Raw genomic sequence first — 26058 nt, 5'->3', positions numbered from 1 at the left:
CCGTCCACGCACCCGTCGAGATCGGTGACCGTGACTTCGTCGCCGACTGAAGGGCCGGGTCACGGCGGAGCGCGTGCGGCTAGAACGACTCCTCGGGCAGGTCCATCGCATCGAGGCTGACCGACTCGACGACCGTGCGGTCCGAACTCAGCCGTGGGAGCACCGACTCCGCGAAGAACGTCGCCGTGGTGACCTTGCCGGTGTAGTACGCGCGATCCTTCTCCGACGGCCCCGCGTCCAGCGCGTCGAGGGCAACCTCCGCCTGGTACAGCAGCAGCCACCCGATGAGCACATCGCCGACGGCCAGCAGGAAGCGCACCGACTCAAGCCCCAGCCGGTAGAGCTGACGGGAATCCTGTTGGGAACCCATCAGATAACCGGTCATCGCGGCCACCATCGCCTGCAGATCGCCGAACGCGACAGTCAGCAGTTCCCGCCCCCTGGCGAGCTCAGGCCGGGCCGATTCGCGATCCAGGAAGCCTTGGATCTGGCCCGAGACGTGAGCCAGCGCTCCCCCCTGGTCACGGGCGATCTTGCGGAAGATGAAGTCCTGCGCCTGAATCGCCGTGGTGCCCTCATACAGCGAATCGATCTTGGCATCGCGGATGTACTGCTCGATCGGGTAGTCCTGCAGGAACCCCGACCCTCCGAAGGTCTGCAGCGACTCCGTGAGGCACTGGTAAGCGCGCTCGGACCCGACGCCCTTCACGATCGGCAGCAGCAGGTCGTTCACGCGGTGGGCCATGTCCGCGTCCGCACCCGAGACGATGGCAGCGGCCGCCTCGTCCTGGTGGGCCGCGGTGTACAGGTAGAGCGCCCGCAGACCCTCGGCGTAGGACTTCTGCACCAGCAGTGCCCGACGCACGTCGGGGTGGTGCAGGATGGTGACCCGCGGCGCCGTCTTGTCCGTCATCTGCGTCATGTCGGCGCCCTGCACCCGGGTCTTGGCGTACTCGAGTGCATTCAGGTAGCCGGTCGACAGCGTTGCGATGGCCTTGGTGCCCACCATCATTCGCGCGTACTCGATGACTTTGAACATCTGCGCGATGCCGTTGTGCACGTCACCGACCAGATACCCGACCGCAGGAGTGCCGTGCTGACCGAAGGTCAACTCACACGTCGCGGACACCTTGAGCCCCATCTTGTGCTCAAGCCCGGTGACGAACACACCGTTGCGCTCACCGGGTTCGCCGGTCTCGGGATCCGGCAGGTACTTGGGGACGAAGAACAGGCTCAGCCCCTTGGTGCCGGGCCCAGCGCCCTCGGGACGGGCCAGCACCACGTGCATGATGTTCTCGAACAGGTCGTCAGAGTCACCTGAAGTGATGAAGCGCTTCACACCGTCGAGATGCCAAGTGCCGTCGGGCTGTTCAACCGCCTTGGTGCGCCCGGCGCCCACGTCCGAACCTGCGTCGGGTTCGGTGAGCACCATCGTGGCGCCCCAGTTGCGTTCGGCGGCCATTGCGGCCCAACGCTTCTGCTGCTCGTTGCCGATCTGGTAGAGAATGTTGGCCAGGACAGGCCCTGCCATGTACATGAACGCGGCCGGCTGTGCGCCCAGGGGAAGCTCGTTGATGGCCCACGCCACCATGGCCGGCGCTGGGACGCCGCCGACCCCTTCCAACAGTCCGATGCGGAACCACTCACCCTGCTGCCACGCGCGGAACGAGGTCTTGAACGCCTCGGGGAGCGTGACGATGTGAGTATCGGGATCGAACGTCGGCGGATGCCGATCGCCTTCGGCGAACGACTCGGCCAGCGGTCCCTCGGCCAGGTGCGCCGCCTCAGCAAGCATCTCGCGGACCGTCGGCCCGTCGAGGTCCCCAAACTCCCCGGTGGCCAGCACCTTCTCCAGGTCGAGCACCTCGAAGAGGTTGAACTCGAGATCACGCACGTTGCTCTTGTAGTGACCCATGATCGTCGCCTCACCTGCGGATACGCCATCTGCGAACCGAAGCCTAGTCCTGTGTACCCGTCAGTAACCGCGAAATGGACGGGCCCGCGAGCGGGCCGCCCGGCTGCGTGGGCCGCCCGGACGCCCACCCACGATGTGGCGTGGGAGTCCGGCTGGAGACTGGAGGTGACTACGACGTCATGACCCGCCCGTGGCACCCGGTCGGTGTTTCTCCTCGGCGACGACCTGATACCAGGCGTGCGGTGCGTAGTACTCGTCCCACTGCGCCGGTTCACTGAACGACAGCCTGAGGACACCGTTGTCGAGGAACTCGTAGGTGTCGTCGTTGCCGTACTCCCCCGGCTGTTCGCTGCGTTCGAACTTCACTCGAAATGACATACCGCGAGCGTGACACGATGGCTGCCCCGGGGAGGGCGTAACGGCCGCGCCGTCCTTTTTGGGTCACTGAGCGGTTCAGCCTGCCGTACGCCGCGGCACGATCATCGTCGGCACCGGCGCATGACGGAGGATCCTCGCCGCGGCCGAGCCCAGGAACACCTGGGCGGCCGGACCTGCCGCCCCCGAGCCGAGCACCAGGACGTCCCCGGCATTCCACTCCACGTCCTCGACCGCGTCACGCCACGTCACCCCGGCCCCGATCACCACCTCGGCCGCGAGGACCCCGACGCCCGAACGCACCGTCTGCAACTGGGCGGCGATGTTCTCCTGCGTCCGCCGAGCCCACTGGTCGACGACGAGGCCTTCGGCCGACGTTTCGATGGATCCGGCCAACATGGCCACCGGTCGCACGGTGAAGGACGCGATGCGCAGGCTCACCGACCAGCGCTCCGCGAGTTCGGCCGTCGTCGCGACCAGTCCGACCTCGTCCGCCTGCCCGCCGTAGGCCACCGTCAACCGCTCGATCCCGGCGCTCTGTGGCGGATAGCCCCGCGGCGCGATGGCCACGGGGACGGCGGCGGTGTGGACCAGCCGGTCGGTGACACTGCCCAGGGCGATCCTGCCCCCCAAGCCCGAGGATGACGAGCCGACGACCACCATGTCCGCGTTCATCTCCGCCACGAGTTCGCTCAGGCCCGCCGGCACGGAGGTGGCCTGATGCACCATCGCCCACACGTCGAGGTCTTCGGGCAGCGTGTCGACCAGTGCCCGCAGCGACCTCAGGGCCTGCACGCCGACATAATCCAGGTAGTCGCCCTCGAGCGGATCCAGGCTGCGGGGCCAGTACCCCTCGACGACCGCGGCGGCGACGACCCTCTCCCCCGTGCACCTGGCAAATTGGGCCGCCAGATGCAGGGGTGCCGGTGCGTGACCGGCGGCGCTGAACGCCGCGATGATCGTCATCGTGAAACCCATTTCCCGGCAACCGACTTCGCGACGACGTGCGTCACCGGCACGTCGAACTGGAGGCGGGCCCGTTCCACGACGTCGGAGCGTTGCCAGACGGAGAACTCCGGCGGCAGGGTCGAGATGACGATCTGGTCTGGCCCGAATCTCTCGACGGCATCGGCCAGCGCGCGAAGCGGACGGTGATCACCCAGTTCGCCGTCCACGTCCCGGTTCTCGTTGCGCAGCGCGGTCAGGGTGATCTCGAGTCGGGCGCTCGCAGCCTCCTGAGTGGCCTCGGAGACGTCTCGTGGCCCGTGCGTGGCCGCGGCCCCGGTGTCGATGGGGTTGGCCGGCACCACCACCAGGTACTGGGTGTCCTGGTCGGCGCCGATCCGGTTGAGTTCGGCGAGCAGTTCGTTGGAGTCGACGGTCTGGTTTGCCAACACCAGCACTCGATGTGGCCTGCCGCCCGGCACGTCGTCGGTGCGCTCCGGGCGCCTCCTGACGAACCATTTGTTGGCGGCGTAGAGCAGCAGCACCACCGCCCAGGAAAACAGGCTGAGCACCAGTTGGGAACGCAGCGCGGGGTCGATGAACATCTGCACCAGGATGGCGAGGATCCCCAGCGCGGTCAGCGCGGACAGCACTGGGAAGAACCACATCTTGACGCGCAGTTCCTCCTCCGGCGTGCGGCGACGCAGCACGATCTCGGAGACCGCGATCAGCAGGTAGACGAAGAGGATGATGGCGCCGCTGGAGTTCAGCAGGAACGCGAAGATGGTGTCCGGGGAGGCCGCCGCGGCGATCACGCAGAGGAATCCGACCACCGAGGACGCCAGGATCGCGTTGGCCGGGACGCCCCGCCTGGTCACCTTCACCAGTGCCCCCGGGGCTTCCCGGCGCGCCGCGAGCACGAAGAGCATCCGCGATGCGGTGTACATGCCCGAATTCAGGCAGCTCAGGACGGCAGTCAGCACCACCGCATTCATCACGTGGTCGGCATACGGGATGCCCATGGTGGTGAAGGCGGCGACAAACGGTGAGGCCGCCACACTGTCGTCGTTCCAGGGAACGATGAGCACCAGCAGCAGCACCGCGCCGACGTAGAAGAGCAGGATTCGCAGGATCACCGAGTTGGCGGCTTTGGCCACCGCGCGTTCGGGATCCTGTGACTCGGCTGCCGCGATGGTCGCGATCTCCGCGCCGACCATGGAGAAGATGACGGTCACGATGCCGACGGTGATCACGCCGAAGCCCAGTGGCATGAAGCCGCCGTGACTGGTCAGGTTCGAGAAGTCCGCTGACTTGCCGGGCCACAGGCCGAACACGAATGCCGCACCCAGTCCGATGAATCCGATGATCGCGGCCACCTTGATGCCCGCGAACCAGAACTCGAACTCGCCGTAGGAGGCCACCGAGAAGAGATTGGTGGCCGTCATCAGCACCATGAAGACCAACGCGGACAACCACAGCGGGACGTCGATCCAGTATTGGATGATCTTGGCCCCGGCGATCGCCTCGAAGCCGACGACGATGACCCAGAAGTACCAGTACAACCAGCCGACGGAGAATCCCGCCCACCCGCCCAGGGCGTTGCGTGAGTAGTCCGCGAACGATCCCGTGGACGGGTTGGCCACGGCCATCTCGGCCAACATTCGCATGACCATGATGATCAGCACGCCGGCCATGCCGTAGGTGATAAACGCTCCTGGTCCGGTGTCGCCGATGACCACGCCGGATCCCACGAACAGGCCGGCGCCGATAACCCCGCCTATGGCGATCATCGTCAGCTGGCGTTGGCTGAGGGCCTTCTTGAGAGTGGGTGCCGCGCTCATGAGAACCTCCGACGCCGATGAGAACCCCGCGCGACGGGAATACCCAAAGTTGGGTCAGCCCATTCGGTTGTTTGCGGTCGGAAACTTCGACTGAGCCGGCATCGCGATCCCGTCTGGGTCGGAGCCCGGGCGACATAGCCTGCAGGGGGTGGCAGAAGCCGCCCGCGACTGACGGGGGACGTGATGACAGGGAACCGTCTGGAGAACAAGCGAGTCGTCGTCACCGGCGCGGCCAGCGGGATAGGACGCGCGGCGGCCGAGCTGATGGCCGGTGAGGGCGCACGGGTGCTCATCGCCGACCTCAACGCCGACGCGGCGGCCCAGGCCGCCGCCGAGATCGGCGCCGGGGCGATCGGAATCGCGGTGGATGTACTCGACGAAGCGTCGCTGGCGGCCATGATCAGTCGCGCCGTCGCCGACTTCGGTGGCCTCGACGTGTTGTGCAATCACGTGGGCGGCAGCAACCCGCGCAAGGACCTCGACCTGCTGCACCTCGACCTCGCCGAATGGGACCGCACCATGGCACTCAACGCGCGCAGCACCGTGGTCGCCTCCCGGTTGGCGCTGCCGCACATGTTCGACGCGGGCGGGGGCTCGATCATCAACACCGTCTCGGTTGCCGGCCTGGTCGGGGACACCCTGCAGTGCGCCTACGGGGCCGCCAAAGCCGCCGTCATCCGGCTCACCCAGTACATCGCGACGCAGTACGGACGGAAAGGGGTGCGCTGCAACGCAGTCGCGCCAGGTGCCGTCATGACTCCCGCGCTGCGGGACAATCTGGCCGCCGAGGTCATTGCCGACATTCGCAGCGACAACGCGCTAGACCTGATCGGCACCCCGGAGGACATCGGTTGGGCCATGGTCTATCTCGCGTCCGATGAATCCCGCTACATGACCGGACAGACCCTGGTGCTCGACGGCGGACTCACCGCGCAGAGCCCGATCGCGGCCAGTCGCCGCAAACTCCTCGATGACTGAGCGGGCCCGGTCCTGGTTGGCCGCGGCTGTGGCGCTGGTCCTGCTGACCGGGCTGACCGCGTGCTCCACCCCTGCGCCCGAGCCCGAACTGCGGGCCGGTCAACTGCTCACCGCACGTCCGCTGACCACGGCCGCGGCGCTGCCCAGCGCCGCAGGAACCCGGCTGATCACCTATATCTCCGACGACTCACACGGCGAACCCATCGTCGTGTCGGGCACCGTGTCCGTCCCGAAAACCGATCCGCCCGACGGCGGCTGGCCGGTGATCAGTTGGGCGCACGGAACCACCGGCTACGCCGACACCTGCGCTCCGTCGGCCGACACCGCCGACGGTCTGGTCCACGACTACGTCGACGTGGTCCGGCCCATGCTCGACGGTTGGCTGGCGCGCGGGTTCGCCGTCGTGCAGACCGACTATCAGGGGCTGGGCACTCCCGGCGGGCATCCCTACGTCGACGGCATCAGCGAGGCGCACACCGTCACCGACATCGTCCGGGCGGCAAGGCATCTCGACTCCGGAATCGGCGCCCAGTGGCTGGCGGTCGGACACAGCCAGGGCGGGCAGGCGGTGCTGTTCACCGCACAGGAGGCCCCGGAGCGCGACCCCAACCTCGACCTCAAAGGGGTGGTGGCGCTTGCGCCCGGTGGGGTGGACCTCGGCCAGGCCATCGACCTGCTCCGCGCGGGGCGGCCCGAAGTCGAAGCCAGTCAACGGTTTCTGCCGCTGCTGGTGCTGGGGGCAGCAGTCGTCGATCCGTCGGTGGATCCCGACGCGATCTTCACCCCCCAGGCCCGTCCGCTGCTGACCGCGGCCCGCACCGCGTGCGTCGCCCAGATCAACGCCGTGCCCACGGTGCCGGCGTCACAGGTGCTGGCACCGGATACCGACCTCACCGGACTGCACACCTATCTGCAGCGCCAGGATCCGGTTCAGCTCACCCCACGGGTGCCCGTGATGATCGGGCAGGGCACCGCCGACACCGCGGTGTCCCCGGCCGGGGTCGACATGTTGACCCGAGCGCTGTGCGGCAGGGATGTCACGGTGGATTACCGGGTGTACCCCGGGCAGGACCACCGTGGTGTCATCGCCGCCGCCGACGAGGACATGCAGGACTTCGTGGGTGCCGCGATGGCTGGGGAATCGCCGGGGAACTGCCCGGGGTGAGTTCCGGTCAGTCGCGTTTCGCCTCGTAGCGCAGCAGGACCGTGCCGCAGGGGAAGGTGCGATTCTCCAACAGCCGCAGCGACATCCACGACGGCAGGGTCGGGAAGAAGGGTGTGCCGCCGCCCACCGCGGTGGGCGCGAGCAGGATTCGGTACTCGTCCACCAGTCCGGCCTGCACGATCGGTGCGGCCAGCGTCGCGCCAGCCACCTCGAGCCTGCCGTCGGTGTCGGCTTTCAGCCTCCGCACCACCTCGACCGGGTCGCCGCGTTCCAGGCGGGAGTTCCAGTCGACGGACTCCAGGGTGCGCGAGAACACCACCTTGGGCATGTTGCACCAGATCTGCGCGAAGTCGAGGATCATCGGGGTGGCGTCCGGGTCCTGGTCGGCGGTCGGCCAGTAGGCGGACATCAGTTCGTAGAGCCGCCGCCCGTAGAACGCGCACGCGGTCTCCCGCTCGAAGTCGTTCCAGTACTGGTGCACCTCCTCGCTCGGATCGGACCAGTCGATGCTGCCCTGCGCGTCGGCGATGTAGCCGTCCACCGACACATTGAAGCCATAGATGAGTCTGCCCATGCAGATAAGACTGCATGGGCAGCTGGAACTCATCGCGAAGACAGGGCGATTGCGGTGGGCCGAGGGGTGGCGATCACCGAACGCGCGGCGGTTGACTGTGAATACACAACACGATGGTGCTCTAACTGGGCCCAGCCGGGATCCCCCTCGGCGGATGCGCTCAGCAGGTTGGCCGAGGCCAGCTGAGGCGGCGGAAATTTCGGCATCACGTCAGGCCGCGACCGCTTCGATGACGGCGAACTGGCCGCTGGGGGCCACCCTGGTGCGGCGAAACCCGGCCGAGGTGAGCAGGGCGTCGAACTCGGCGATGTCGCGTTCCCGCCCACCGGTGACGACCAGCATGTTCATGTCCATGATCGGCGCCAGTCCCGGTTCGACCAGCTCCCCGACGAGGTGGTCCACGATCACGATGCGGCCACCCTGCTGCAGCGAGGCACGACAGTTCTTGAGGATCCGGAGGCAGCTGTCGTCGTCCCAGTCGTGCAGCACGTACTTGAGCACGTACAGGTCCGCGGTCGGGACGGATTCGAAGAAGTCACCTCCGATCGCGGTGAAGCGGTGCTGCAGTCCATCCCTGCGTGCGGCCTCCCGCGCGTCGGGCACCACGTGGGGCAGGTCGAAGACCCCGCCGCGCAGCACCGGGTTGGCCCGCATCATCGCCCGGATGACTTCGCCGTCCGCGCCGCCGATGTCCAGGGCCTGGTGGACGCCCTCGGTGTCGATCACCGTCGCGATCTCGACAGCCTCGGGCGCAGTGAGGTTGGACATCGCCGCGGTGAAGGCGGCCGCCTCCTCAGGTTGAGTCGCGTAGTAGTCGAAGATCGTCTCGGTCCCGTGCGCAGCGTTGATCTGCCTGGCTCCGCCGCGGACAGCGTCGAGAAACCGTCCCCAGGGCAACCAGTGGCCGGGCGCGGACAGGGCAACGGCGAAGCCCCGCAGCGATGCCGAATCGCCGTCGAGCAGAGTGTTGAGCAGAGACGTACCCGCGAAATGCACGCCGTCGGTGGACGTCACCAGACCCAACGCCGCGCAGGCGCGGAGCAGACGCCTGGTGGCATCCGGATCGATGGACTCGGCGTCGGCAATCGCCTCGGGCGTGTCAGTTCCGGTCGCCAGGTGATCCGCCAGGTTGAATGTCGCGGCGGCACAAACGATCTGGGTCACCCAGTATCCGGTGATCATGGTCATCATCTGGTCGCGATCTCCGGCGGTGACCGGTGCCGGATGCGTGGCCGGCAGCGCCTGCATGCCCCGCATCAGCGTGCTCGGACGCGACGTGAGCGGGCCGGTGCGCCCCACATCAACACCGGTTCGGGCGGTCCCTGCCGGCACCTCCGCTGGTAGCGCACGTACGGGTTCTGGATGAATGAGTTGCCAAGCGACAGCATTTCTTCGGGCCTTCCTCGGTCAGTGTCGGAACGTACCCGAACCAGGGTGTCGGCGGTCTGCCCGCACAACCAGGGTGAACTGTTCCTAGTCTCAGGGCTGCCAGTGTGAGTTCGGTTATCCGGCGAACCGGTTGACGCACCCCACGAGTGGATGTGTCGTCGTCTCTGGATCTGCCGTCGACTCGGGCTGAGGGGGCCACAGCGGCTGCGGCACCTCGACGCCGAACGGTGCATCCCAGCGGTTTCGGGATGAAACCTCCTGCACTGGACGCCGGTTGGCGGCGACGCCCCACTTTCCTCGCGGATAGCCCAGGGCCAGCATCGCCGACATCTTCCAGCCCTGCCCGACCGGGACACGCAGCAGCTCGTTCACGCGGTCTTCGACGTTGCGGAGCACCATCGTCATCACGCCGCCGACACCTTCGGCCCGGGCGGCGAGCAGCAGGCTCCAGATCGCCGGATAGATGTTGGCGCCGCCCAGATCGTCGATGGCGAAGACGAACATCAACAGGGGCAGCTCTTCGAAATGGTCGGCCAGGTAGTCCCCCGAGCCCTTCATCCGGCGCATCGTCTCGGCGTGAGCGGTTGGGTCTGAGCCGGGCGCCGGCGCGGCCATCGGGCCAGAACCGTTCTCGTACTTCTGGTATTCGATGGCGCGGGCCTGCCGGAACAGATGGGCGAATTCGCGGATGAGGGTCGGATCGTCCACGGCCACAAAGTGCCAGCGTTGGGTGTTGCCCCCGGTGGGGGCGCGCACCGCCGCGTCGAGGATGCGGGCCTGGGTCTCAAGCGGAATCGGATCCGGCCGCAACCGCCGCATCATCCTGGTGGTGTAAAGGGCTTCATGAATGTCCATCGTCGTGCTCCCTACTCGGGCCAACTGTTGTTCACGATGAGAGCGACGAAATCCTGCCGCTGGAACGTGGGGTCGAAGTGCGCCAGCACGTCGTCGTTCATCGTCCCGAAAGTGCTGTCGGGCCGGTGTTTCATGCCGTCGTTGAAGGCCGCCAGGATGCGGTTCTTGAAGTCGGGACGCGGGTGGGCGGCGGTCACCGCGGCGATGGCCTCCGGTGCGAGTTCATCTCGACCCAGGCCGATCACGTCGGTTTCGACGCCGGCGTTGACCAAGGCGATCTCGGGCTCAAGGAACTGCGGCACACCAGGCGTGGTGTGTAGTGCGATGCCCAGCCACACCTTCCGCGCGTCGGCTTCGTCGACGCCGTGCTGAAGCAGGAAGTCGCGTGCCGCGTTGGCGCCGTCGACTTCGAAGCGCAGCTGCGAGGTGCGGTAGCGCTCGGTCAGGCCCAGGTCGTGGAACATCGCCGCGACATAGAGCAGTTCGAGATCGGGCGCCACGCCCAAGCGCTGCCCCCGCAGCGCGCCGAACAGATACACGCGGCGCGAATGGTCGAAAAGTAAGTCGTCTTCGGCGTCGCGGATGAAGTCGGTCGCCTCACGCACCAGCGCGCTGTCGGGGATCGTTATCCCGGCGACCGAGTGAATCGATTCGATACTCATGATCAACCTCCCTGAGTTGGACTCTTACGATCAAGTCAACGCAGGTGGCGCCCGGTTCACCTACGGCTATTGCGCCGTTCGGCCCACAGAATGCGACACAATGGCGCTGTGGCAGCGGGGGGACGCTCGCGGGTAGTGGTGATCATCGTCTTCGACGACGTGACGCTGCTGGATGTCGCCGGTGCGGGCGAGGTCTTCGCCGAGGCCAACCGATTCGGCGCCGACTATCGGATCAAGGTCGCGTCGGTGGACGGGCAGGACGTGAGGACGTCGATCGGGATCCGGCTGGGGGTCACCGACAGCATCGGGTCCATCGAATCCGCCGACACGGTGCTGGTCGCCGGCAGCGATGCCCTCCCCGCCCGGGCGATTGATCCGGCCCTCGTCGAGGCGGTGAAGACGCTGGGTGGTCGCACCCGGCGGCTGGGGTCCATCTGCACCGGGTCGTTCATCCTCGCGCAGGCCGGCCTGCTCAGCGGCCGCCGCGCGACGACGCACTGGCAGAACACTCGTTCGCTGGCGCGGGCCTTCCCCGACGTCACGGTCGAGCCGGACGCGATCTTCGTTCGCGACGGTGACCTCTTCACCTCCGCCGGAATCTCCTCGGGTATCGACCTCGCCCTCGCGCTGGTCGAACAGGATCACGGCACCGACCTCGTGCGCGATGTGGCCCGCTGGTTGGTGGTCTATCTCAAACGCGCCGGTGGGCAGTCACAGTTCTCTGCGCTGATCGAGGCCAACCCACCCCCGCAGTCCGCCCTGCGAGTGGTCACCGAGGCGATCGCCGCCGATCCCGGCGAAAACCACAGCGTCCGAAGCCTAGCCGCGCGAGCATCTTTGAGCACGCGGCAGCTGACCCGGCTGTTCCGGGCCGAGCTCGGGATGACACCCGCGGACTACGTCGAGATGGTCCGAATCGACGTCGCTCGCGCCGCCCTGGACGCGGGCCGCACCGTCACCGACACCGCGCACCTGGCGGGGTTCGGCAGCACCGAAACCCTGCGGCGGGCATTCGTCGAACATCTCGGGGTCCCGCCGAAGGTGTATCGGGACAGGTTCCGCAGCGCCATTCGGACGTGAAGGCGCTGGTTTGGTGACGTGCGGGCGTATGGCTTTCGTGCGTCTTCCTGCGCAGTCGTGTTTGGCGATCCCCCGCGTCGAGAAGGCATCCGGCATAGGTGTGTGTCTCGGGTCCGGTGTGGGTCTGGAACGTGAGTCGTGCCCATCCCCCCGATTATGGGTACGGCGCGACTCCGCCGTAGCGACTGAGATTCGGCCTGGTTATGCGGCAAGGAGCATGCACGGGCCGATGGCCGGGGGATTCCTGCGGCGTCGCCTGTCGCGCGAGCGACGGAGCGTTCGCCGGTCGGTCGCCGCTGCGCGATCGGTTCAGCGCCTTGACGCGCAGCACACCACCACGCGCCCTCGACGGGTCGGTGTTGAAATAGACGGATGCGACTCCCCCTGAAGGTGGCCGCTGTGGCCGCGGCTGTGTTCATGGCCACCGTTGCGACTGGGCCGGGCGCCGCGGCGCAGTCGGACCCGACCGCACCACCGGAGTTCGTCTCGCTCAGCGATGTCGATTCCACGATCCTGCTGGACATCCGCTACGCCACACCACACAACTTCAGCGGTGAACCGGTCGACGGGTACGAGGCACCGATGTGCATTCTGACCCGTCCGGCGGCCGACGCCCTGCACCGCGCACAGGAGGAGTTCCTGGCACAGGGCTATTCCCTGAAGATCTACGACTGCTATCGCCCGCAGCGCGCCGTGAACGAATTCGTCAACTGGGCAGCTGATCTGGCCGACCAGCGAATGAAAGCAGAGTTCTATCCGCGAGTGGACAAGGCGCGGCTGTTCGACGACGGCTACATTGCCGACAAGTCCGGACACAGCCGAGGCAACACTGTGGACCTCACCCTGGTCCGCCTGCCGGCGGCGCCTACCGCGCCCGACACCCCTGGCCTACCGCTGGTGGACTGTGCGGCACCGCAGCCCGAACGCTTCCCTGACAACAGCATCGACATGGGCACCGGCTACGACTGCTTCGACACCCTCTCGCACACCCTGGACCCCCGGGTGCAGGGCGAGCAGCTGAAGAATCGGCTGCTGCTCAAGGAAGGCCTCGAACGGCAGGGCCTGCAGAACTACGAACTGGAGTGGTGGCACTTCACCTTCAAGCCCGAGGCATTTCCGGACACCTACTTCGATTTTCCCATCGCGCCGACGTCGCTGAGCAACTAGGTAGGTGTCGTGACCTGAGACGTTGTTGTCAGGCGGCGAGTCGGTGATGGGTGTTGTCCGCCGAGGGCGGAGTGGCCTCGTTGAGTGTTGTACCGGCACAGGAATCGGGACTTCGCTGTAGGCCAGCCGGGTGCGGTCGTCCGCGGTGTGCACGTAGTCATAGCCGATCTTGGTGTTCTTGTGCCGGTGGGCAACTGAGATCGCGGCGTGGCGACCGTGCAGCCGCCACCCGCACCCGGCGGGGATGCGGCCGAGCTTTTGACATCGACGCGGACCATGGATCCTGGTGTGCGGTGCTCGTAGCGGCTGGGACTGCGCCGCGACCAGCGCACCGCCTCACCGGTGATCGGGTCGGTTGGGTGAGCCCGCTCTTCGAGGAAGAACCCGCAGCGGGCGCAGTCGAACTCGCACTGATGGGGCTGGCGGTGAACCGATCTCGCCTGTCGGCTCCGCGACACCCGCCATCGACGCGTTGAAACCGACTTGACGACGGCGTTGCCGCGTTAGTCTCACCGGCATGCTGTCCAGACGCGCTTGGTTCGGAGTCGCCGGCACCACCGCGGCCGCCGCGGCTCTGAGCGCGTGCGGTGCGCCGCAGGGGACAACCGCCACGGAGACCGTGACCGTGCCCGCGGACATCGCCATCTCGACCGAGACGCCAAGGCCCAACATCTCGGATGCCGAGATGGCGCTGGCAGAGCTGAAGCAGGGCAATCAGCGGTTCGTCGAGGGCCGCATGATGCACCCCGATCAATCGCCGGACGCCCGGCGGTCGGTGTCGGAGGGTCAGGCACCGTTCGCCATCGTGCTGAGCTGCTCGGACTCGCGGCTGCCCCCTGAGGTCATCTTCGATCAGGGGCTCGGCGACTTGTTCGTCGTCCGCGTGGCCGGCAATGTCGTCGATCCTGCGGGGATGGGCAGCATCGAATATGCGGTCGGCCACCTCGGCGCGCACCTCATCATGGTGCTCGGGCACCAGAATTGTGGTGCGGTGTCGGCGACCCTGGAGTCCATCCAGCAGCATTCGGAGCCGCACGGTGACGTCGGCGAACTCATCACCGCGATCACACCCGCCGTGGCGGTGGCCGAGGAGCGTCCGGGGGATCTGCTGACCAACTCCATCAAGGCGAACGCGGAGCAGTCTCGTGACCAGATCATGGCGTCGCAGGAGCTGAAGTCCGAGTTGGACTCGGGCAGGCTGAAGGTGGTGCTCGGCTACTACAGCCTGGTCGACGGCACAGTGGCCATCACGTGACGATGCGGTCGAGTGTGCCATGAAACACCTTGGGCCCCAATGCCTCCGACTCCGCACCGGTGATCATGAAGGCGCTCGCACGTCTGTGCTGGACATGACCCGAGGCCCCGAGTGGAACGGCACGCCTGCGTCCCAGTGCGTCACTGATCCCTCGTCAGCAGCGTCGTTTCCCGCCCTTGTCGGCTCCGGCTGAGGCCGCGCATCTCCGAATGCCGTCAAACGGGCAGGCACAGGCGTTAACCTGCGCTATGTCGCCGAGGGAACTGACAAGCGCGTCGAGGACGGCGCTGGTTTCGCTCGGATTAGGGGTCGCCGCATTCCTGCTGCACCTGGCCGCCAGTTCGGAACCGGGCACGTGGTCTGACGAGGCCGTCACGGTGTTGTCAGTGCGGCGCAGTCTCGCCAGTTTGGCGGAGAGCCAGAAGTTCCACGACCTGGCGCACGGCGCTTACTATGTCGTCGGCCATATCTGGGGCAGCGCTCTCGACACCGACGTGGTGAGCATCCGGGCACTGTCGGCCCTGTCGGTGGGTGTCTCAACATGCCTCCTGGTGGTTCTGGGAAACATGTTGTTGGGCCTGAGATTTGGCGTGTACTCGGCATTGGTGTTCACCACTTTGCCGCGGGTGATCTGGTCTGCCACAGAGGCACGTTCGCCGGCGCTCGTGACGGCTGTCGTGATCGGCGCCATGATCGCCTTTCTGCTGGCATTGCACCGGGACTCGGCAGGAGTCTGGATCGGGTACGGAGTTCTCCTGGTTTCATCGGTGGTGTTGTTCCAGTTCGCCGCCCTGAACTTCGTGGCCCTGCCTCTGGTCGTCTATGCCGCGCGACCATCCCGCCGTGTGGTGATCCGGTTCTGCATAGCCACCTCGCTGGCCGCTGTGGCCTGTGTCCCCTTCCTGCTGCGGACTGCGCAGCAACTCGACACGATCGACTGGATCGCTGAAAGTTTCACTCTCAAGGACGCATTGAAGGCGGTCTGGAGTACGCAGTACCTCACACCAGACGGTGTGGCGCTCGGGGCACAGATCAACGTGCTCCTGTGGACGATGGCACTGGGCGGCATCCTCCTCGCCGCCCGGCGTGCACAGAGCGACCCCGACGCCCGGTTGACAGCAGTCCTGACGGCCTCCTGGCTCATCTTGCCGACCGTGTTTCTGCTGGGCTATTCGGTTGTTGCCACACCGGCCTATACCGAGCGCTACCTGGCGTCCTCCGCCCCTGCGCTGGCCATGGCAGTTGCACTGGCGCTGTACTACGTCCCGCTACCACGGGAGAAGCAGTGGTTTGTGGCTACGGTACCGGTGGTTCTGGTGATGCTGCTGTCGACCGGAGCCTGGCACCACTACCACCGGATCTGGGCGAAATCGGGATGGGCAGAGGCGGCACAGTCAGTCCAAGCGCACAAACAGGAGGGCGACGTCATCGTTGCGGCAAGTCCGATGCATGCGGCCGCGGTGCTGGTGCTGCCCGACGAGTTCTCCACACTGGAAGTGATCAACATCGATGTCCCCTACTACGCCGACAACACTCCATGGGGCAGCGTCACATCGGTCAGCGAGGACCCCGACCAGCTGACGGGCCGCACAAGGGTCTGGTATCTGGGCACCGACGGGATCTCCGAGGAGGAAGCCGCGGTCTTCGCAGCCCATGGGTTCAAAGAGCGGTGGCGGCAACAGAAGGACCAGATGTCCGCCATCCTGTACGAACGGGATTCCCAGTAGCAGGCCGCCGGGATTTCTAGCGGGTCCAATCGCATCGGTGAGGGGAGCTCGAGAACCGTGAGAGTCGCCTGCTCCTCAGATGACGGGTCGGTCCAGCAGGATGCGCAGGTCGCGTGCGCGGTGTACCGCCTCACGCCGATTCGGGGCACCGAGTTTGGTGAGGACTGCCGACACATGGCTCTCAACGGTCTTGACCGACAGATGCAGCCGACCGGCGATCTCGGCATACGTCAGGCCGATCGCCAGAAGCTGCAAGCCACGGTATCGAGTTGCCCACGAACAAGCCACGCGGCGAAGGCACTGACGCCGAGACCGCGGAAGACGCGTGGGCCCATATCCCGGGCGCGGTCCAGGAAATGGCCGCCCTCCGAAGGGACCATCCGCCGGGAATGCCAAGAGGTGAATGGCGCCTACGCCTCGCGCACCAAGGATGGCAACCGACTTTCGTCCTGCGCCTACCGCGACATCGATGGGGCGTTGCACACGGATTACTACAACAGCGGCGTGTACTCCCACACCGAGGACGCAGACGGAAACCTCGAACACGCCTGAAAGCCCGGCGAACTCAACGAACCTCGGCGGCCAAGGCGTGCACAGCGTGGGCTTCTACCTGGCTGGGAAGTGCTTCGGATCGGTTGATTGGCAGCATCGACTCCGGTCGAGCGGGCGCTCCGACCAGCGGTTCACTCGGCGTCGTCGGGATTCGGGTCCGTCCATCCGGGTTCGATGACGGTGATGGTCGGGGCGTCTGCCGGAAGGGTGAACGTGTCGGTGAGACGGACGTCCTCCGTGCCGAGGTCGACGGCGGCCATGGGCGTGTTAGGCGCCATGTAATAGCACGTCCCCGCCGGATACGGAGTCGGCGGCTGACCTTCGACGTAGGGGGTCATCGTGCCGCTGAGCACACAGGTGACCCCGCCGTATTCATGGACATGGATCGGGGCGCAGGTCCCCGCCTTGCGAACTCCTTGGATCACGACCACTCGATGGCCGCTGGCGTCGATGGTGTCCAACATGGTCGAGACGTCTTGCAGCGGTGCGAGGACACCGGGCAGCGCCTGACCGTTGATCGTGTCCACCGGTTCAGACTGATGACCCGGATGGGCGTGAGCCGTACCGGACGCCGGCCCAGCCAGTACGACCACGCTTATTGCAGCACACGTGAATCGCCCCATGCACGGCAATCTGGTCGGGGCGCCGCGCACACGCAATGTGCTGTGCGGCAACGGGATTCGGCGGGGCGCTTGCGCCGACTGGCCCCGGAGCGCCGCAGCCGCCGCTGACTCCGGTCTCGCCAGGGCCGCCATCGGAGCCGGGCCCTGCCGGTGCTCCCCCAGAGGCGGCTCGACACGCGCACCTCGACTCGCTTCGCCTTCCTGTCAGATGTTTGTGCATATCGCTTGGTGCACAGTCGATATCGGCATTCACGCGCGTCACGGCCTCGGGAATACGCCTCCGACAGCCGCGGTTATATGCACAAGTCTGCATACACGGTCCGATGGCCGGAGGATTCCTGCGGCGTCGCCTGTCGCGCGAGCGACGGAGCGTTCGCCGGTCGGTCGCCGCTGCGCGATCGGTTCAGCGCCTTGACGCGCAGCACGCCACCACGCGCCTTCGACGGGTCGGTGTTGAAATAGACGGATGCGATTTTTCCTGAAGGTGGCCGCTGTGGCCGCGGCTGTGTTCATGGCCACCGTTGCGACTGGGCCGGGCGCCGCGGCCCAGCCGGACCCGACCGCACCACCGGAGTTCGTCTCGCTCAGCGATGTCGATTCCACGATCCTGCTGGACATCCGCTACGCCACACCACACAACTTCACCGGTGAACCGGTCGACGGGTACGAGGCACCGATGTGCATCCTGACCCGTCCGGCGGCCGACGCCCTGCACCGCGCACAGGAGGAGTTCCTGACACAGGGCTATTCCTTGAAGATCTACGACTGCTATCGCCCGCAGCGCGCCGTGAACGAATTCGTCAACTGGGCAGCTGATCTGGCCGACCAGCGAATGAAAGCAGAGTTCTATCCGCGAGTGGACAAGGCGCGGCTGTTCGACGACGGCTACATTGCCGACAAGTCCGGGCACAGCCGAGGCAACACTGTGGACCTCACCCTGGTCCGCCTGCCGGCGGCGCCTACCGCGCCCGACACCCCTGGCCTACCGCTGGTGGACTGTGCGGCACCGCAGCCCGAACGCTTCCCTGACAACAGCATCGACATGGGCACCGGCTACGACTGCTTCGACACCCTCTCGCACACCCTGGACCCCCGGGTGCAGGGCGAGCAGCTGAAGAATCGGCTGCTGCTCAAGGAAGGCCTCGAACGGCAGGGCCTGCAGAACTACGAACTGGAGTGGTGGCACTTCACCTTCAAGCCCGAGGCATTTCCGGACACCTACTTCGATTTTCCCGTCGCGCCGACGTCGCTGAGCGACCAGGTAGGTGTCGTGACCTGAGACGTTGTTGTCAGGCGGCGAGTCGGGTGATGGGTGGTTGTCCGCCGAGGGCGGAGTGGCGTGTTGTACCGGCACAGGAATCAGTACTTCGCTGTAGGCCAGCCGGGTGCGGTCGTCGATCGCGGTGTGCACGTAGTCATAGCCGATCGTGGTGTGCTTGTGCCGGTGGGCAACTGAGATCGCAGCGTGGCGACCGTGCAGCCACCACCCGCTTGGGTCAACTGCCAGGTTCCACGTTTCCGCAGGTCATAGCTGGCGCCGGCCTTTTGCAGGTGTTGAGTGATATTCGGAGGTTTCCTTAGCACAAAGCATTGCATCAATGGATAGTTGCGGGTAAGTCCGTTCGCCAGCGGACGCCGTGCGGAGCCGTCCTTCATGATTGACTCGCCCTATGGATTTCCAAGTGACATTCGCCAACGGCACTGTTGCCCAATACCGCGGCGACACTGACCGTTACCGAATTCTTCCCGGCGGCGCGCTTCAACTGGACCTATTGATCGACAGCATGGGTGTCCGCCGCTACTACTCGCCGAGTGGATGGCTCGAATTGGTCGACAACCTGCCCCGCCCGCTGCCATTGGACGGCTAGGTCACGCGCCCACGTTGCGGGCCCCACGCAGATCGGCGTCAACCGCCGAGACCCCGAACTACACCAGACGACGCGCATCCTGTGGAACGAACCGCCGTTCGGGGTTTACCCCGTCTCTTAGTGCATCGATTAGTAGCATCGCCATCATGGGGAGAAAACGGGGCTTTTTTGCGGAGATACAACACCAGCAGCGACTGGCTGAACAGCGCCAGCGACGCCAGACGGCTGCAGCGGTTCAGGCCCACAACCGCGCAGTCAGGGAGGCCGAGCGGGCTCAACGCGATTACATCAGGGCAGTGGCAGCCTACGAGAGGTCTGCCGAGTTGGACCAGGCATATGCCCGGGCTGCAGCGAGAGAGGCGCACATCAGTGCGCAGAAGGCAGAAGCTGAGTCGCGGACTGCGTATGCGCTCGCCGCATTTGAGCAGATCGACGCAATCTTGGCTGCCACACTGGACGTCGATGACTTCGTGGATCTGGATTCGCTCAAAGTCGCGGCCCAACACCCACCGTTTCCGCGCGACGACCTAAAGATTCCGCTGAAGAAACCTGCCCGCGTCGTACCGAAGCCCGAGCCGGCGTTCGTTGCACCGCCGCCGCCAACAGGGCTGTCAAAAGTGTTCAGCAAGAAGAAGCATGCTGAAGCGGTCGCCGGAGCCCACGCGCGGTGGGAAGAGGAGCACAAGAAGTGGGTCCATCGCGCTCATACCGTCTTGCCCGCTCTGAACGCTGAAGCGCTTGAGAAGTGGACGGCCGCCGAGCGGCAACGTCAGCAGCAGCTAGCCGAGGCAGAGGAGCAGTACCAACGCGAATGCGCAGAACGCGAAAGTGATGCAGCCCAGTCGAATGAGCGTCTGCAACGTTTCAAGGACGCACTCGCCGCCGGCGACCCAGGAGCCATCAACGAATACGTTGGTGTGGTGCTGGGCAATTCGGCCTACCCCGAGACGTTCGACGTCATGCACGAGTATGAATTCGACGCCGACTCAGGGGAGCTCACTGTGGCCGCCGTAGTGCCCCCTCCCACATCGGTGTTGAACGTTAAAGCCTACAAGTATGTCGCGACGTCTGACGAGATCCGCGAGACCCCGTGCACCCAGAAAGAGCAGCGTGACCGCTACAACGGGGCCATTGCAGCAGTGGCGATCCGAACGTTTCATGAAGTGTTCGAGAGCGATCGCGATGAACGTATCAAGACCATCTCGCTGACCGTGCAGACCGAGACCATCAATCCGGCATCAGGTCTCGTAGAGAAGTTCCCCTTCGTGGCAGCCGCAGCAGATCGTGACGAATTCATGCAGTACGACCTGCGCCATGTGAACCCAGCCGAGACGTTGGCCTTGATGAGAGCACAAGTGTCAAAGAATGCGTTTGCACTGAAACCCATCAGTACGGCGCGGGGCGTCAGATGACCCAACCGCCCAACGGCGTGCAGACGGAAGTCGCTCAGCTTCTACAGGATAACGAGCGGTTGCGCCAGCAATACGCGGATGCGCTCGAGCGCATACAGATGCTCGAGCACGACGTCGAGGCTTTACACGACGTCGGTATTTACACCTACCGGCATCCGCTCGAGACTGCCGTCGCCTACCAAAGCGAACTCGCATCCATCAACGCCGAAATCAAGGCCCACGTCGCGGAGGGGCGTGCCATACAAGCTTCCACCCGCTTCACGTTCGACAACTCTCTCGCCAAGGGCCGCAAGATGACTGCCGATCTAGCGAAGCTGATGCTGCGCGCGTACAACGCCGAGGCTGAGAACTGTGTGCGGTACGTCAAAGCCGGCAACCTTAAGGCAGCCGAGAAGCGGCTCACAGGAGCCGCGACCGCTATCGCACGTTATGCCTCGATGATGGAGATGCATATCAACCCCGAGTACCACGCCCTTCGTGTCCGTGAACTCGAGCTGACCGCCGACTACCAAATGAAAGTTCAGGAAGAGCGCGAAGATGCGCGGGAAGAGCGCGCCCGACTTCGAGAAGAACAGCAAGCCGAGCGCGAATTACGAGCTGAGCGTGTGCGTCTCGACAAAGAGCGTGCCCACTATTCCTCCGTATTGGCGGCGTTGGAAGGAAGCGAGCGAGAGGATGAGCGCCGCGAGCTAACATTGAAGATCGCGGAAATCAATCAAAGCATTGCTGACAACGATTATCGGACCGCCAATATCCGTGCGGGGTACGTATACGTCATCAGTAATCTGGGATCCTTCGGACCACGGATCGTCAAGATCGGTATGACTAGACGCCTCGAGCCGCTGGATCGGATTCGCGAGTTGGGGGACGCATCAGTGCCATTCGGCTTCGATGTGCACACGCTGTTCTTTTCTGGCGACGCTGTAGGGGTTGAAACTGAGTTGCATCGCCGCTTCGCACACCAGCGAGTGAACCGAGTCAATCTGCGACGTGAGTTCTTCTACACAACGCCTGATGAGGTCAAGATTGCGCTGACCGAGATTGCCGGAAACTTGTTCGAATTCAACGAGCTAGTCGAAGCCGAGCAGTACCACGCAAGCGAACTGATACGAAGGGCCGAACATCCACCTAGGGATTGAGGGCCACAGAAGCCCTGTCCAGTGACAGCAGCACCGAATGGTGCTGGCAGGCGGCTGCGGGGCACCTATGGCATGTCCAGACTTTCAGCCGAACGGGTGAACAGGCTAGCTGCCGGGCGCTAAACCGTTAGGTTCCCAGGCGGACCAACCAAGCCGCTGGTGCCGTTGCTCCTCTCGGCCCCACTCACCGCCACGGTGAACTGAACAAAGGGGAAAGATTCAGGTTGAACCCACTCGTCGCTGATGCCCCGGTCGGCACGGAAAGGTCCTTTGCCGACTCTCGCCCCAGAACTGACCGCCCGATTTCGATCACGAAAATCCCTTGAACGGACAACCTTGGCAACCAAATTCAAAACCAACGAACGCGTTTACGTACCGTCATCTCTCTTGAGTGACGGTGGCGTGTTCCCACTGACTGAGTCCAACCAGTTTTAGAGTCCTGTAGCCCGATGTAGGGCGAGAAGGGACGATGAACGTATGGCTGGTCGGAAGCGGAATTCCGCGGAGGACATCGTGCGCAAGTTGCGCCGCGCCGATGAGTTGGCTGCCGAAGGCAAGACCGGCGAGCAGATCGCCGCGGAGCTGGAGGTGTCGCCGGCGACGTTGTACAACTGGCGCCGCTCCTACGGTGGCATGGACACTGACGCCGCCAAAGAGCTCAAGGAGTTGCGTGAGCAGAACGCGCGCCTCAAGCGCCTGCTCGCCGAGGCCGAGCTGGTCAGGACGCTTTGCGGGAGGTCGCGAAGGAAAATTCTGAGCCCAGCTGCCAAGCGCCGCGCCGTCGACATGCTCACCACCGCGTTGGGCATGTCGGAACGGTTGGCGTGCAAAGCTGTTGGGCTGGCCCGTTCCACCTGCCGACGTCTGCCGTTGTCGCAGACCCCCGCCGATCCTGACGCCGAGATGCGGGCCTGGCTGCGCTCCTACGCGGTCAAGCACCCGTGCCATGGGTTCCGACGTGCCTGGGCGGCGTTGCGCTACGACGAGCGCCGTGAGGTCAACAAGAAGAAGATCCACCGTCTGTGGCGCGAGGAGGGACTGCAGGTGCGGGTCCGTAGTCCGCGTAAGCGGGCCGGGATCTCCTCGATACCGCCGATCGTGGCCGACGCGCCGAACGTGGTGTGGGCGATCGACTTCCAGTTCGACTCCACTATCGACGGCAAGGCGATCAAGATCGCGTCGATGATCGACGAACACACGAGGGTGTCGCTGCTCAACATCGTCGAACGCTCGATCACTGCCGAGCGGCTCGTCGACGAGCTCAAGAAAGTGTTCGCCGCGGCGGGCGGGCCACCGAAGGTGCTGCGGATGGACAACGGTCCGGAGTTCATTTCTCAAGCACTGCAACAGTTCTGCGACGGGAGATTCGGCATGTCGTATATCCCACCGGGCACGCCGTGGAACAACGGACACATCGAATCGTTCAACAACCGGCTACGCAAGGAGTGCCTCAACCGCAACCACTGGAACACCCTGCTCGAGGCCCGCGTGGTCATCGGCGACTTCAAGGCCGACCACAACCACCGCCACCGGCACTCGGCCCTGGGCTACCGCACACCGGCCGAGTACGCTGCGGTCTGCAGGTGTAGCCACACCCCGATGGCCTGCAGCATCAACTGAATCTGGATCACACCAACCCGACTCTAGAAACGGGTGGACTCAGAAACGGGGACTCGCCAACGGCGCCAACGCCCCCCACGCTCTTGTGGCCAGGCAAGTACGCCGTCAGGCCGATAAAGGCCGCGCAATCATCGTCGACGACCGAGATGGCGAGACCATAAAGATCAGCAGCCGACGTGTAACCCCCGGGAACCTAGGCTTCGCACTGATTCGGATCGGTGACTTCGAAACTGAGAGAACTCTTTTGGACCCCCTGGCCAAGAGTGTCATGCAATTTCTCCGCTTGATGCTGCCTGATGAACTTGTGACCTCGGTATCGATCCGAACTCAAGGAGAGCTTCGGGAGTGGTGGATGAAAAACAGTGCGGCTCAGACACACTGCGTTTTGATCGGACATGGCGATCCAGCCGGCATTAAATTCTTGGACCGTGACAGTCTTGTTACCGGTCTTGAGCTTGGTAAGGCGTTGACCGACGCGGCTCCCGATAAGTCTGCGAAGTCGTTTCTGTCCCTGTCATGTCTCACTGGCCGGGCAGCATTCGGCAACGGATTCAGTAGTACCGGAATCTGCAAAGAGTTCATCGGCCCGTATCACTCGGTCCATGGCGCGGCCGCTTCGCAATACACGCAAACCCTGCTAGCACATCATCTGCTCGACGGGGTCGAGCTACTTCCATCTCATCGCAGAGCAAACAGATCCACGAGCAAGAATTCAACGTTCCGCTTCTACCGCTCAGGCGGATCGCTCCTCGATACCTACGGCAAGGTCACGTGAGTCGCCCGCCCATCGGCCGGGGAAGTTGGGTGTCAATCTGGCGCAGCCACTTCGCCGCGACCTGCTCGGTGAGCCGCAGCTCCGTGGGTTCCGCATTGACCAGAACTCCAGGAGTACCAATCGGAGGTTCGACCGGGCGTAGTCAGCGCCCTTCCGGCCCACCAGTTCTTTGACTGCGAGTTGTAACCGTTCAGGCCGTCGACGTACTGGCGCAGCCTGGCCCAGATGCCGGTGTCACCGTAGGCAGCGCCGACGTATGCATTGCCGGTCTCGACGTCGTGGATGACGTAGACGCCTTTCATGTACTGCAGGCACCGCGCCAGTCGTTCCACTCCTGGTTACCGCAGTCTCCAAGACCGAAGCTGTGGTTAATGCGGTCATGACCGAGGAAGGGCTCACCGGTGTAGGGCAGCTTCGAGATGGACACCACCTCGATGTCATCGAGGCAGGTCTCCATGTTGAGTCGGATGGCCCGACCGGTCGGACGGAACCTACCTACAGGCATCGGATGCAAGGCCCCATCAGATCGTCGCGCAAGGCGATGTTGTACGAGTGGGAGTTTGGCTCTTCACCGCCCCCATGACTTCGAATACGCCACCAAAGAGCCAGAGGGATGGGTCGTTGCGGTCACGCGCCATCGCGAAGATGAACTTTCGATTGAACTCGTTGCACGCGCCTCCACCGGCTCCACCGGCTCCAGTCAACCCATTCTTCCCATGACCGTGTTGGCGTGTTCCCACTGACTGAGTCCAACCAGTTTTAGAGTCCTGTAGCCCGATGTAGGGCGAGAAGGGACGATGAACGTATGGCTGGTCGGAAGCGGAATTCCGCGGAGGACATCGTGCGCAAGTTGCGCCGCGCCGATGAGTTGGCTGCCGAAGGCAAGACCGGCGAGCAGATCGCCGCGGAGCTGGAGGTGTCGCCGGCGACGTTGTACAACTGGCGCCGCTCCTACGGTGGCATGGACACTGACGCCGCCAAAGAGCTCAAGGAGTTGCGTGAGCAGAACGCGCGCCTCAAGCGCCTGCTCGCCGAGGCCGAGCTGGTCAAGGACGCTTTGCGGGAGGTCGCGAAGGGAAAATTCTGAGCCCAGCTGCCAAGCGCCGCGCCGTCGACATGCTCACCACCGCGTTGGGCATGTCGGAACGGTTGGCGTGCAAAGCTGTTGGGCTGGCCCGTTCCACCTGCCGACGTCTGCCGTTGTCGCAGACCCCGCCGATCCTGACGCCGAGATGCGGGCCTGGCTGCGCTCCTACGCGGTCAAGCACCCGTGCCATGGGTTCCGACGTGCCTGGGCGGCGTTGCGCTACGACGAGCGCCGTGAGGTCAACAAGAAGAAGATCCACCGTCTGTGGCGCGAGGAGGGACTGCAGGTGCGGGTCCGTAGTCCGCGTAAGCGGGCCGGGATCTCCTCGATACCGCCGATCGTGGCCGACGCGCCGAACGTGGTGTGGGCGATCGACTTCCAGTTCGACTCCACTATCGACGGCAAGGCGATCAAGATCGCGTCGATGATCGACGAACACACGAGGGTGTCGCTGCTCAACATCGTCGAACGCTCGATCACTGCCGAGCGGCTCGTCGACGAGCTCAAGAAAGTGTTCGCCGCGGCGGGCGGGCCACCGAAGGTGCTGCGGATGGACAACGGTCCGGAGTTCATTTCTCAAGCACTGCAACAGTTCTGCGACGGGAGATTCGGCATGTCGTATATCCCACCGGGCACGCCGTGGAACAACGGACACATCGAATCGTTCAACAACCGGCTACGCAAGGAGTGCCTCAACCGCAACCACTGGAACACCCTGCTCGAGGCCCGCGTGGTCATCGGCGACTTCAAGGCCGACCACAACCACCGCCACCGGCACTCGGCCCTGGGCTACCGCACACCGGCCGAGTACGCTGCGGTCTGCAGGTGTAGCCACACCCCGATGGCCTGCAGCATCAACTGAATCTGGATCACACCAACCCGACTCTAGAAACGGGTGGACTCAGAAACGGGGACTCGCCAGTGTCAGAACGTCGATGGGATGGTCGGTGCCGTTGAAGACCGCCCAGTGCAGCTTGCGCTCCGCCGGGTCGACGTCACCGATCATGGATCGGAGTGGAATCGCTGTCATTATGCAAGGCTATTGTGGCCGACC

Annotated in this window: 25 protein-coding genes and 1 pseudogene; 14 read left to right on the top strand and 12 right to left on the bottom strand. The window is 64.8% G+C overall.

The window, feature by feature from the left end:
• Positions 1-79: 79 nt before the first annotated feature.
• From G6N34_RS03395 to G6N34_RS03380, 4 genes are all read right to left on the bottom strand, one after another.
• Positions 80-1915, bottom strand: coding sequence for an acyl-CoA dehydrogenase (locus G6N34_RS03395; RefSeq protein WP_085150412.1), 1836 nt, complete (start codon positions 1913-1915; stop codon positions 80-82).
• 177 nt (positions 1916-2092) lie between these two features.
• Positions 2093-2293, bottom strand: a complete 201-nt coding sequence (locus tag G6N34_RS03390) for a hypothetical protein (RefSeq protein WP_133057722.1) — start codon at positions 2291-2293, stop codon at positions 2093-2095.
• Between the two features lie 75 nt (positions 2294-2368).
• On the bottom strand, positions 2369-3256 hold the full coding sequence (locus tag G6N34_RS03385; protein ID WP_085150523.1) for a universal stress protein: 888 nt from the start codon (positions 3254-3256) through the stop codon (positions 2369-2371).
• Positions 3253-5076, bottom strand: coding sequence for an amino acid permease (locus G6N34_RS03380; protein WP_163645310.1), 1824 nt, complete (start codon positions 5074-5076; stop codon positions 3253-3255). The genes G6N34_RS03385 and G6N34_RS03380 overlap by 4 nt, the downstream gene beginning before the upstream one ends.
• A 183-nt stretch (positions 5077-5259) precedes the next feature.
• Between G6N34_RS03380 and G6N34_RS03375 the strand changes: the two genes are divergently transcribed.
• Positions 5260-6054: an SDR family NAD(P)-dependent oxidoreductase gene (locus G6N34_RS03375; RefSeq protein WP_085151476.1), complete on the top strand. Its 795-nt coding sequence runs from the start codon at positions 5260-5262 to the stop codon at positions 6052-6054.
• The gene (locus G6N34_RS03370; RefSeq protein ID WP_085151477.1) at positions 6047-7219 is read left to right on the top strand and encodes an alpha/beta hydrolase family protein; all 1173 of its coding nucleotides are present in this window, start codon (positions 6047-6049) and stop codon (positions 7217-7219) included. The genes G6N34_RS03375 and G6N34_RS03370 overlap by 8 nt, the downstream gene beginning before the upstream one ends.
• 7 nt (positions 7220-7226) lie before the next feature.
• Here G6N34_RS03370 and G6N34_RS03365 read toward each other — a convergent pair whose 3' ends face one another.
• The 4 genes from G6N34_RS03365 to G6N34_RS03350 all read right to left on the bottom strand — a co-directional run bounded on the left by G6N34_RS03365 (position 7227) and on the right by G6N34_RS03350 (position 10699).
• On the bottom strand, positions 7227-7793 hold the full coding sequence (locus G6N34_RS03365; RefSeq protein ID WP_085151478.1) for a dihydrofolate reductase family protein: 567 nt from the start codon (positions 7791-7793) through the stop codon (positions 7227-7229).
• A 210-nt stretch (positions 7794-8003) separates the two neighbouring features.
• Positions 8004-9092, bottom strand: a complete 1089-nt coding sequence (locus tag G6N34_RS03360) for a methyltransferase (RefSeq protein WP_234812856.1) — start codon at positions 9090-9092, stop codon at positions 8004-8006.
• A 204-nt stretch (positions 9093-9296) separates the two neighbouring features.
• The gene (locus G6N34_RS03355) at positions 9297-10037 is read right to left on the bottom strand and encodes a nitroreductase family protein (protein WP_085151479.1); all 741 of its coding nucleotides are present in this window, start codon (positions 10035-10037) and stop codon (positions 9297-9299) included.
• Between the two features lie 11 nt (positions 10038-10048).
• Complete coding sequence (locus G6N34_RS03350) at positions 10049-10699, bottom strand: HD domain-containing protein (protein WP_085151480.1); 651 nt, start codon at positions 10697-10699, stop codon at positions 10049-10051.
• A 90-nt stretch (positions 10700-10789) separates the two neighbouring features.
• On the opposite strand from G6N34_RS03350, the gene G6N34_RS03345 reads away from it, so the two are divergent.
• The 4 genes from G6N34_RS03345 to G6N34_RS03330 all read left to right on the top strand — a co-directional run bounded on the left by G6N34_RS03345 (position 10790) and on the right by G6N34_RS03330 (position 15928).
• Complete coding sequence (locus G6N34_RS03345) at positions 10790-11779, top strand: GlxA family transcriptional regulator (protein WP_085151481.1); 990 nt, start codon at positions 10790-10792, stop codon at positions 11777-11779.
• 372 nt (positions 11780-12151) lie between these two features.
• A complete protein-coding gene (locus tag G6N34_RS03340; RefSeq protein ID WP_085151482.1) occupies positions 12152-12946 on the top strand; it encodes a M15 family metallopeptidase in 795 nt (264 codons plus the stop codon).
• A 517-nt stretch (positions 12947-13463) separates the two neighbouring features.
• A complete protein-coding gene (locus tag G6N34_RS03335; protein WP_085151483.1) occupies positions 13464-14201 on the top strand; it encodes a carbonic anhydrase in 738 nt (245 codons plus the stop codon).
• 248 nt (positions 14202-14449) lie between these two features.
• On the top strand, positions 14450-15928 hold the full coding sequence (locus tag G6N34_RS03330) for a glycosyltransferase family 39 protein (protein WP_085151484.1): 1479 nt from the start codon (positions 14450-14452) through the stop codon (positions 15926-15928).
• 75 nt (positions 15929-16003) lie between these two features.
• Here the strand turns inward: G6N34_RS03330 and G6N34_RS27875 are convergent, their stop codons facing one another.
• The gene (locus tag G6N34_RS27875) at positions 16004-16183 is read right to left on the bottom strand and encodes a response regulator transcription factor (RefSeq protein ID WP_234812858.1); all 180 of its coding nucleotides are present in this window, start codon (positions 16181-16183) and stop codon (positions 16004-16006) included.
• Positions 16184-16327: 144 nt separating this feature from the next.
• Here G6N34_RS27875 and G6N34_RS27870 point away from each other — a divergent pair, with 144 nt between their 5' ends.
• Positions 16328-16480 (top strand): hypothetical protein, encoded by a 153-nt coding sequence (locus G6N34_RS27870; RefSeq protein ID WP_234812859.1) that lies wholly within the window; start codon positions 16328-16330, stop codon positions 16478-16480.
• Positions 16481-16611: 131 nt separating this feature from the next.
• Here G6N34_RS27870 and G6N34_RS03320 read toward each other — a convergent pair whose 3' ends face one another.
• Complete coding sequence (locus G6N34_RS03320) at positions 16612-17007, bottom strand: cupin domain-containing protein (protein WP_234812860.1); 396 nt, start codon at positions 17005-17007, stop codon at positions 16612-16614.
• A 562-nt stretch (positions 17008-17569) separates the two neighbouring features.
• Here G6N34_RS03320 and G6N34_RS03315 point away from each other — a divergent pair.
• From G6N34_RS03315 to G6N34_RS03290, 6 genes are all read left to right on the top strand, one after another.
• A complete protein-coding gene (locus tag G6N34_RS03315; protein WP_085151487.1) occupies positions 17570-18382 on the top strand; it encodes a M15 family metallopeptidase in 813 nt (270 codons plus the stop codon).
• Positions 18383-18785: 403 nt separating this feature from the next.
• Complete coding sequence (locus G6N34_RS03310; protein WP_163645308.1) at positions 18786-18971, top strand: hypothetical protein; 186 nt, start codon at positions 18786-18788, stop codon at positions 18969-18971.
• Between the two features lie 146 nt (positions 18972-19117).
• Positions 19118-20383 carry a hypothetical protein gene (locus G6N34_RS03305; protein WP_085151489.1) on the top strand — a complete coding sequence of 422 codons (1266 nt, stop codon included), beginning with the start codon at positions 19118-19120 and terminating at the stop codon, positions 20381-20383.
• A complete protein-coding gene (locus G6N34_RS03300; RefSeq protein ID WP_085151490.1) occupies positions 20380-21522 on the top strand; it encodes an SNIPE associated domain-containing protein in 1143 nt (380 codons plus the stop codon). Before G6N34_RS03305 ends, G6N34_RS03300 begins: the two co-directional genes overlap by 4 nt.
• 477 nt (positions 21523-21999) lie before the next feature.
• The gene (locus tag G6N34_RS03295) at positions 22000-23142 is read left to right on the top strand and encodes an IS3 family transposase (RefSeq protein ID WP_163645306.1); all 1143 of its coding nucleotides are present in this window, start codon (positions 22000-22002) and stop codon (positions 23140-23142) included.
• Between the two features lie 85 nt (positions 23143-23227).
• On the top strand, positions 23228-23917 hold the full coding sequence (locus G6N34_RS03290) for a hypothetical protein (protein WP_133057808.1): 690 nt from the start codon (positions 23228-23230) through the stop codon (positions 23915-23917).
• Between the two features lie 298 nt (positions 23918-24215).
• On the opposite strand, the gene G6N34_RS03285 is transcribed toward G6N34_RS03290, so the two are convergent.
• Positions 24216-24422: a hypothetical protein gene (locus G6N34_RS03285; protein ID WP_133057807.1), complete on the bottom strand. Its 207-nt coding sequence runs from the start codon at positions 24420-24422 to the stop codon at positions 24216-24218.
• 300 nt (positions 24423-24722) lie between these two features.
• Between G6N34_RS03285 and G6N34_RS03280 the strand changes: the two are divergent.
• Positions 24723-25866: pseudogene (locus G6N34_RS03280) on the top strand (IS3 family transposase).
• Positions 25867-25905: 39 nt separating this feature from the next.
• Here the strand turns inward: G6N34_RS03280 and G6N34_RS28235 are convergent.
• Positions 25906-26034, bottom strand: a complete 129-nt coding sequence (locus tag G6N34_RS28235) for a hypothetical protein (RefSeq protein ID WP_264016565.1) — start codon at positions 26032-26034, stop codon at positions 25906-25908.
• Positions 26035-26058: the final 24 nt, after the last annotated feature.

Source organism: Mycolicibacterium confluentis (assembly GCF_010729895.1).
Lineage (GTDB): Bacteria > Actinomycetota > Actinomycetes > Mycobacteriales > Mycobacteriaceae > Mycobacterium > Mycobacterium confluentis.
This window is presented reverse-complemented; position numbering and strand designations above follow the sequence as displayed.

Bases quoted from the DNA above. Each gene is read 5' to 3' on its own strand.
- G6N34_RS03395 (WP_085150412.1), bottom strand. From the start codon at position 1,915: ATGGGTCACTACAAGAGCAACGTGCGTGATCTCGAGTTCAACCTCTTC.
- G6N34_RS03390 (WP_133057722.1), bottom strand. From the start codon at position 2,293: ATGTCATTTCGAGTGAAGTTCGAACGCAGCGAACAGCCGGGGGAGTAC.
- G6N34_RS03385 (WP_085150523.1), bottom strand. From the start codon at position 3,256: ATGACGATCATCGCGGCGTTCAGCGCCGCCGGTCACGCACCGGCACCC.
- G6N34_RS03380 (WP_163645310.1), bottom strand. From the start codon at position 5,076: ATGAGCGCGGCACCCACTCTCAAGAAGGCCCTCAGCCAACGCCAGCTG.
- G6N34_RS03375 (WP_085151476.1), top strand. From the start codon at position 5,260: ATGACAGGGAACCGTCTGGAGAACAAGCGAGTCGTCGTCACCGGCGCG.
- G6N34_RS03370 (WP_085151477.1), top strand. From the start codon at position 6,047: ATGACTGAGCGGGCCCGGTCCTGGTTGGCCGCGGCTGTGGCGCTGGTC.
- G6N34_RS03365 (WP_085151478.1), bottom strand. From the start codon at position 7,793: ATGGGCAGACTCATCTATGGCTTCAATGTGTCGGTGGACGGCTACATC.
- G6N34_RS03355 (WP_085151479.1), bottom strand. From the start codon at position 10,037: ATGGACATTCATGAAGCCCTTTACACCACCAGGATGATGCGGCGGTTG.
- G6N34_RS03350 (WP_085151480.1), bottom strand. From the start codon at position 10,699: ATGAGTATCGAATCGATTCACTCGGTCGCCGGGATAACGATCCCCGAC.
- G6N34_RS03345 (WP_085151481.1), top strand. From the start codon at position 10,790: ATGCGACACAATGGCGCTGTGGCAGCGGGGGGACGCTCGCGGGTAGTG.
- G6N34_RS03340 (WP_085151482.1), top strand. From the start codon at position 12,152: ATGCGACTCCCCCTGAAGGTGGCCGCTGTGGCCGCGGCTGTGTTCATG.
- G6N34_RS03335 (WP_085151483.1), top strand. From the start codon at position 13,464: ATGCTGTCCAGACGCGCTTGGTTCGGAGTCGCCGGCACCACCGCGGCC.
- G6N34_RS03330 (WP_085151484.1), top strand. From the start codon at position 14,450: ATGTCGCCGAGGGAACTGACAAGCGCGTCGAGGACGGCGCTGGTTTCG.
- G6N34_RS03315 (WP_085151487.1), top strand. From the start codon at position 17,570: ATGCGATTTTTCCTGAAGGTGGCCGCTGTGGCCGCGGCTGTGTTCATG.
- G6N34_RS03305 (WP_085151489.1), top strand. From the start codon at position 19,118: ATGGGGAGAAAACGGGGCTTTTTTGCGGAGATACAACACCAGCAGCGA.
- G6N34_RS03300 (WP_085151490.1), top strand. From the start codon at position 20,380: ATGACCCAACCGCCCAACGGCGTGCAGACGGAAGTCGCTCAGCTTCTA.
- G6N34_RS03295 (WP_163645306.1), top strand. From the start codon at position 22,000: ATGGCTGGTCGGAAGCGGAATTCCGCGGAGGACATCGTGCGCAAGTTG.
- G6N34_RS03285 (WP_133057807.1), bottom strand. From the start codon at position 24,422: ATGCCTGTAGGTAGGTTCCGTCCGACCGGTCGGGCCATCCGACTCAAC.
- G6N34_RS28235 (WP_264016565.1), bottom strand. From the start codon at position 26,034: ATGACAGCGATTCCACTCCGATCCATGATCGGTGACGTCGACCCGGCG.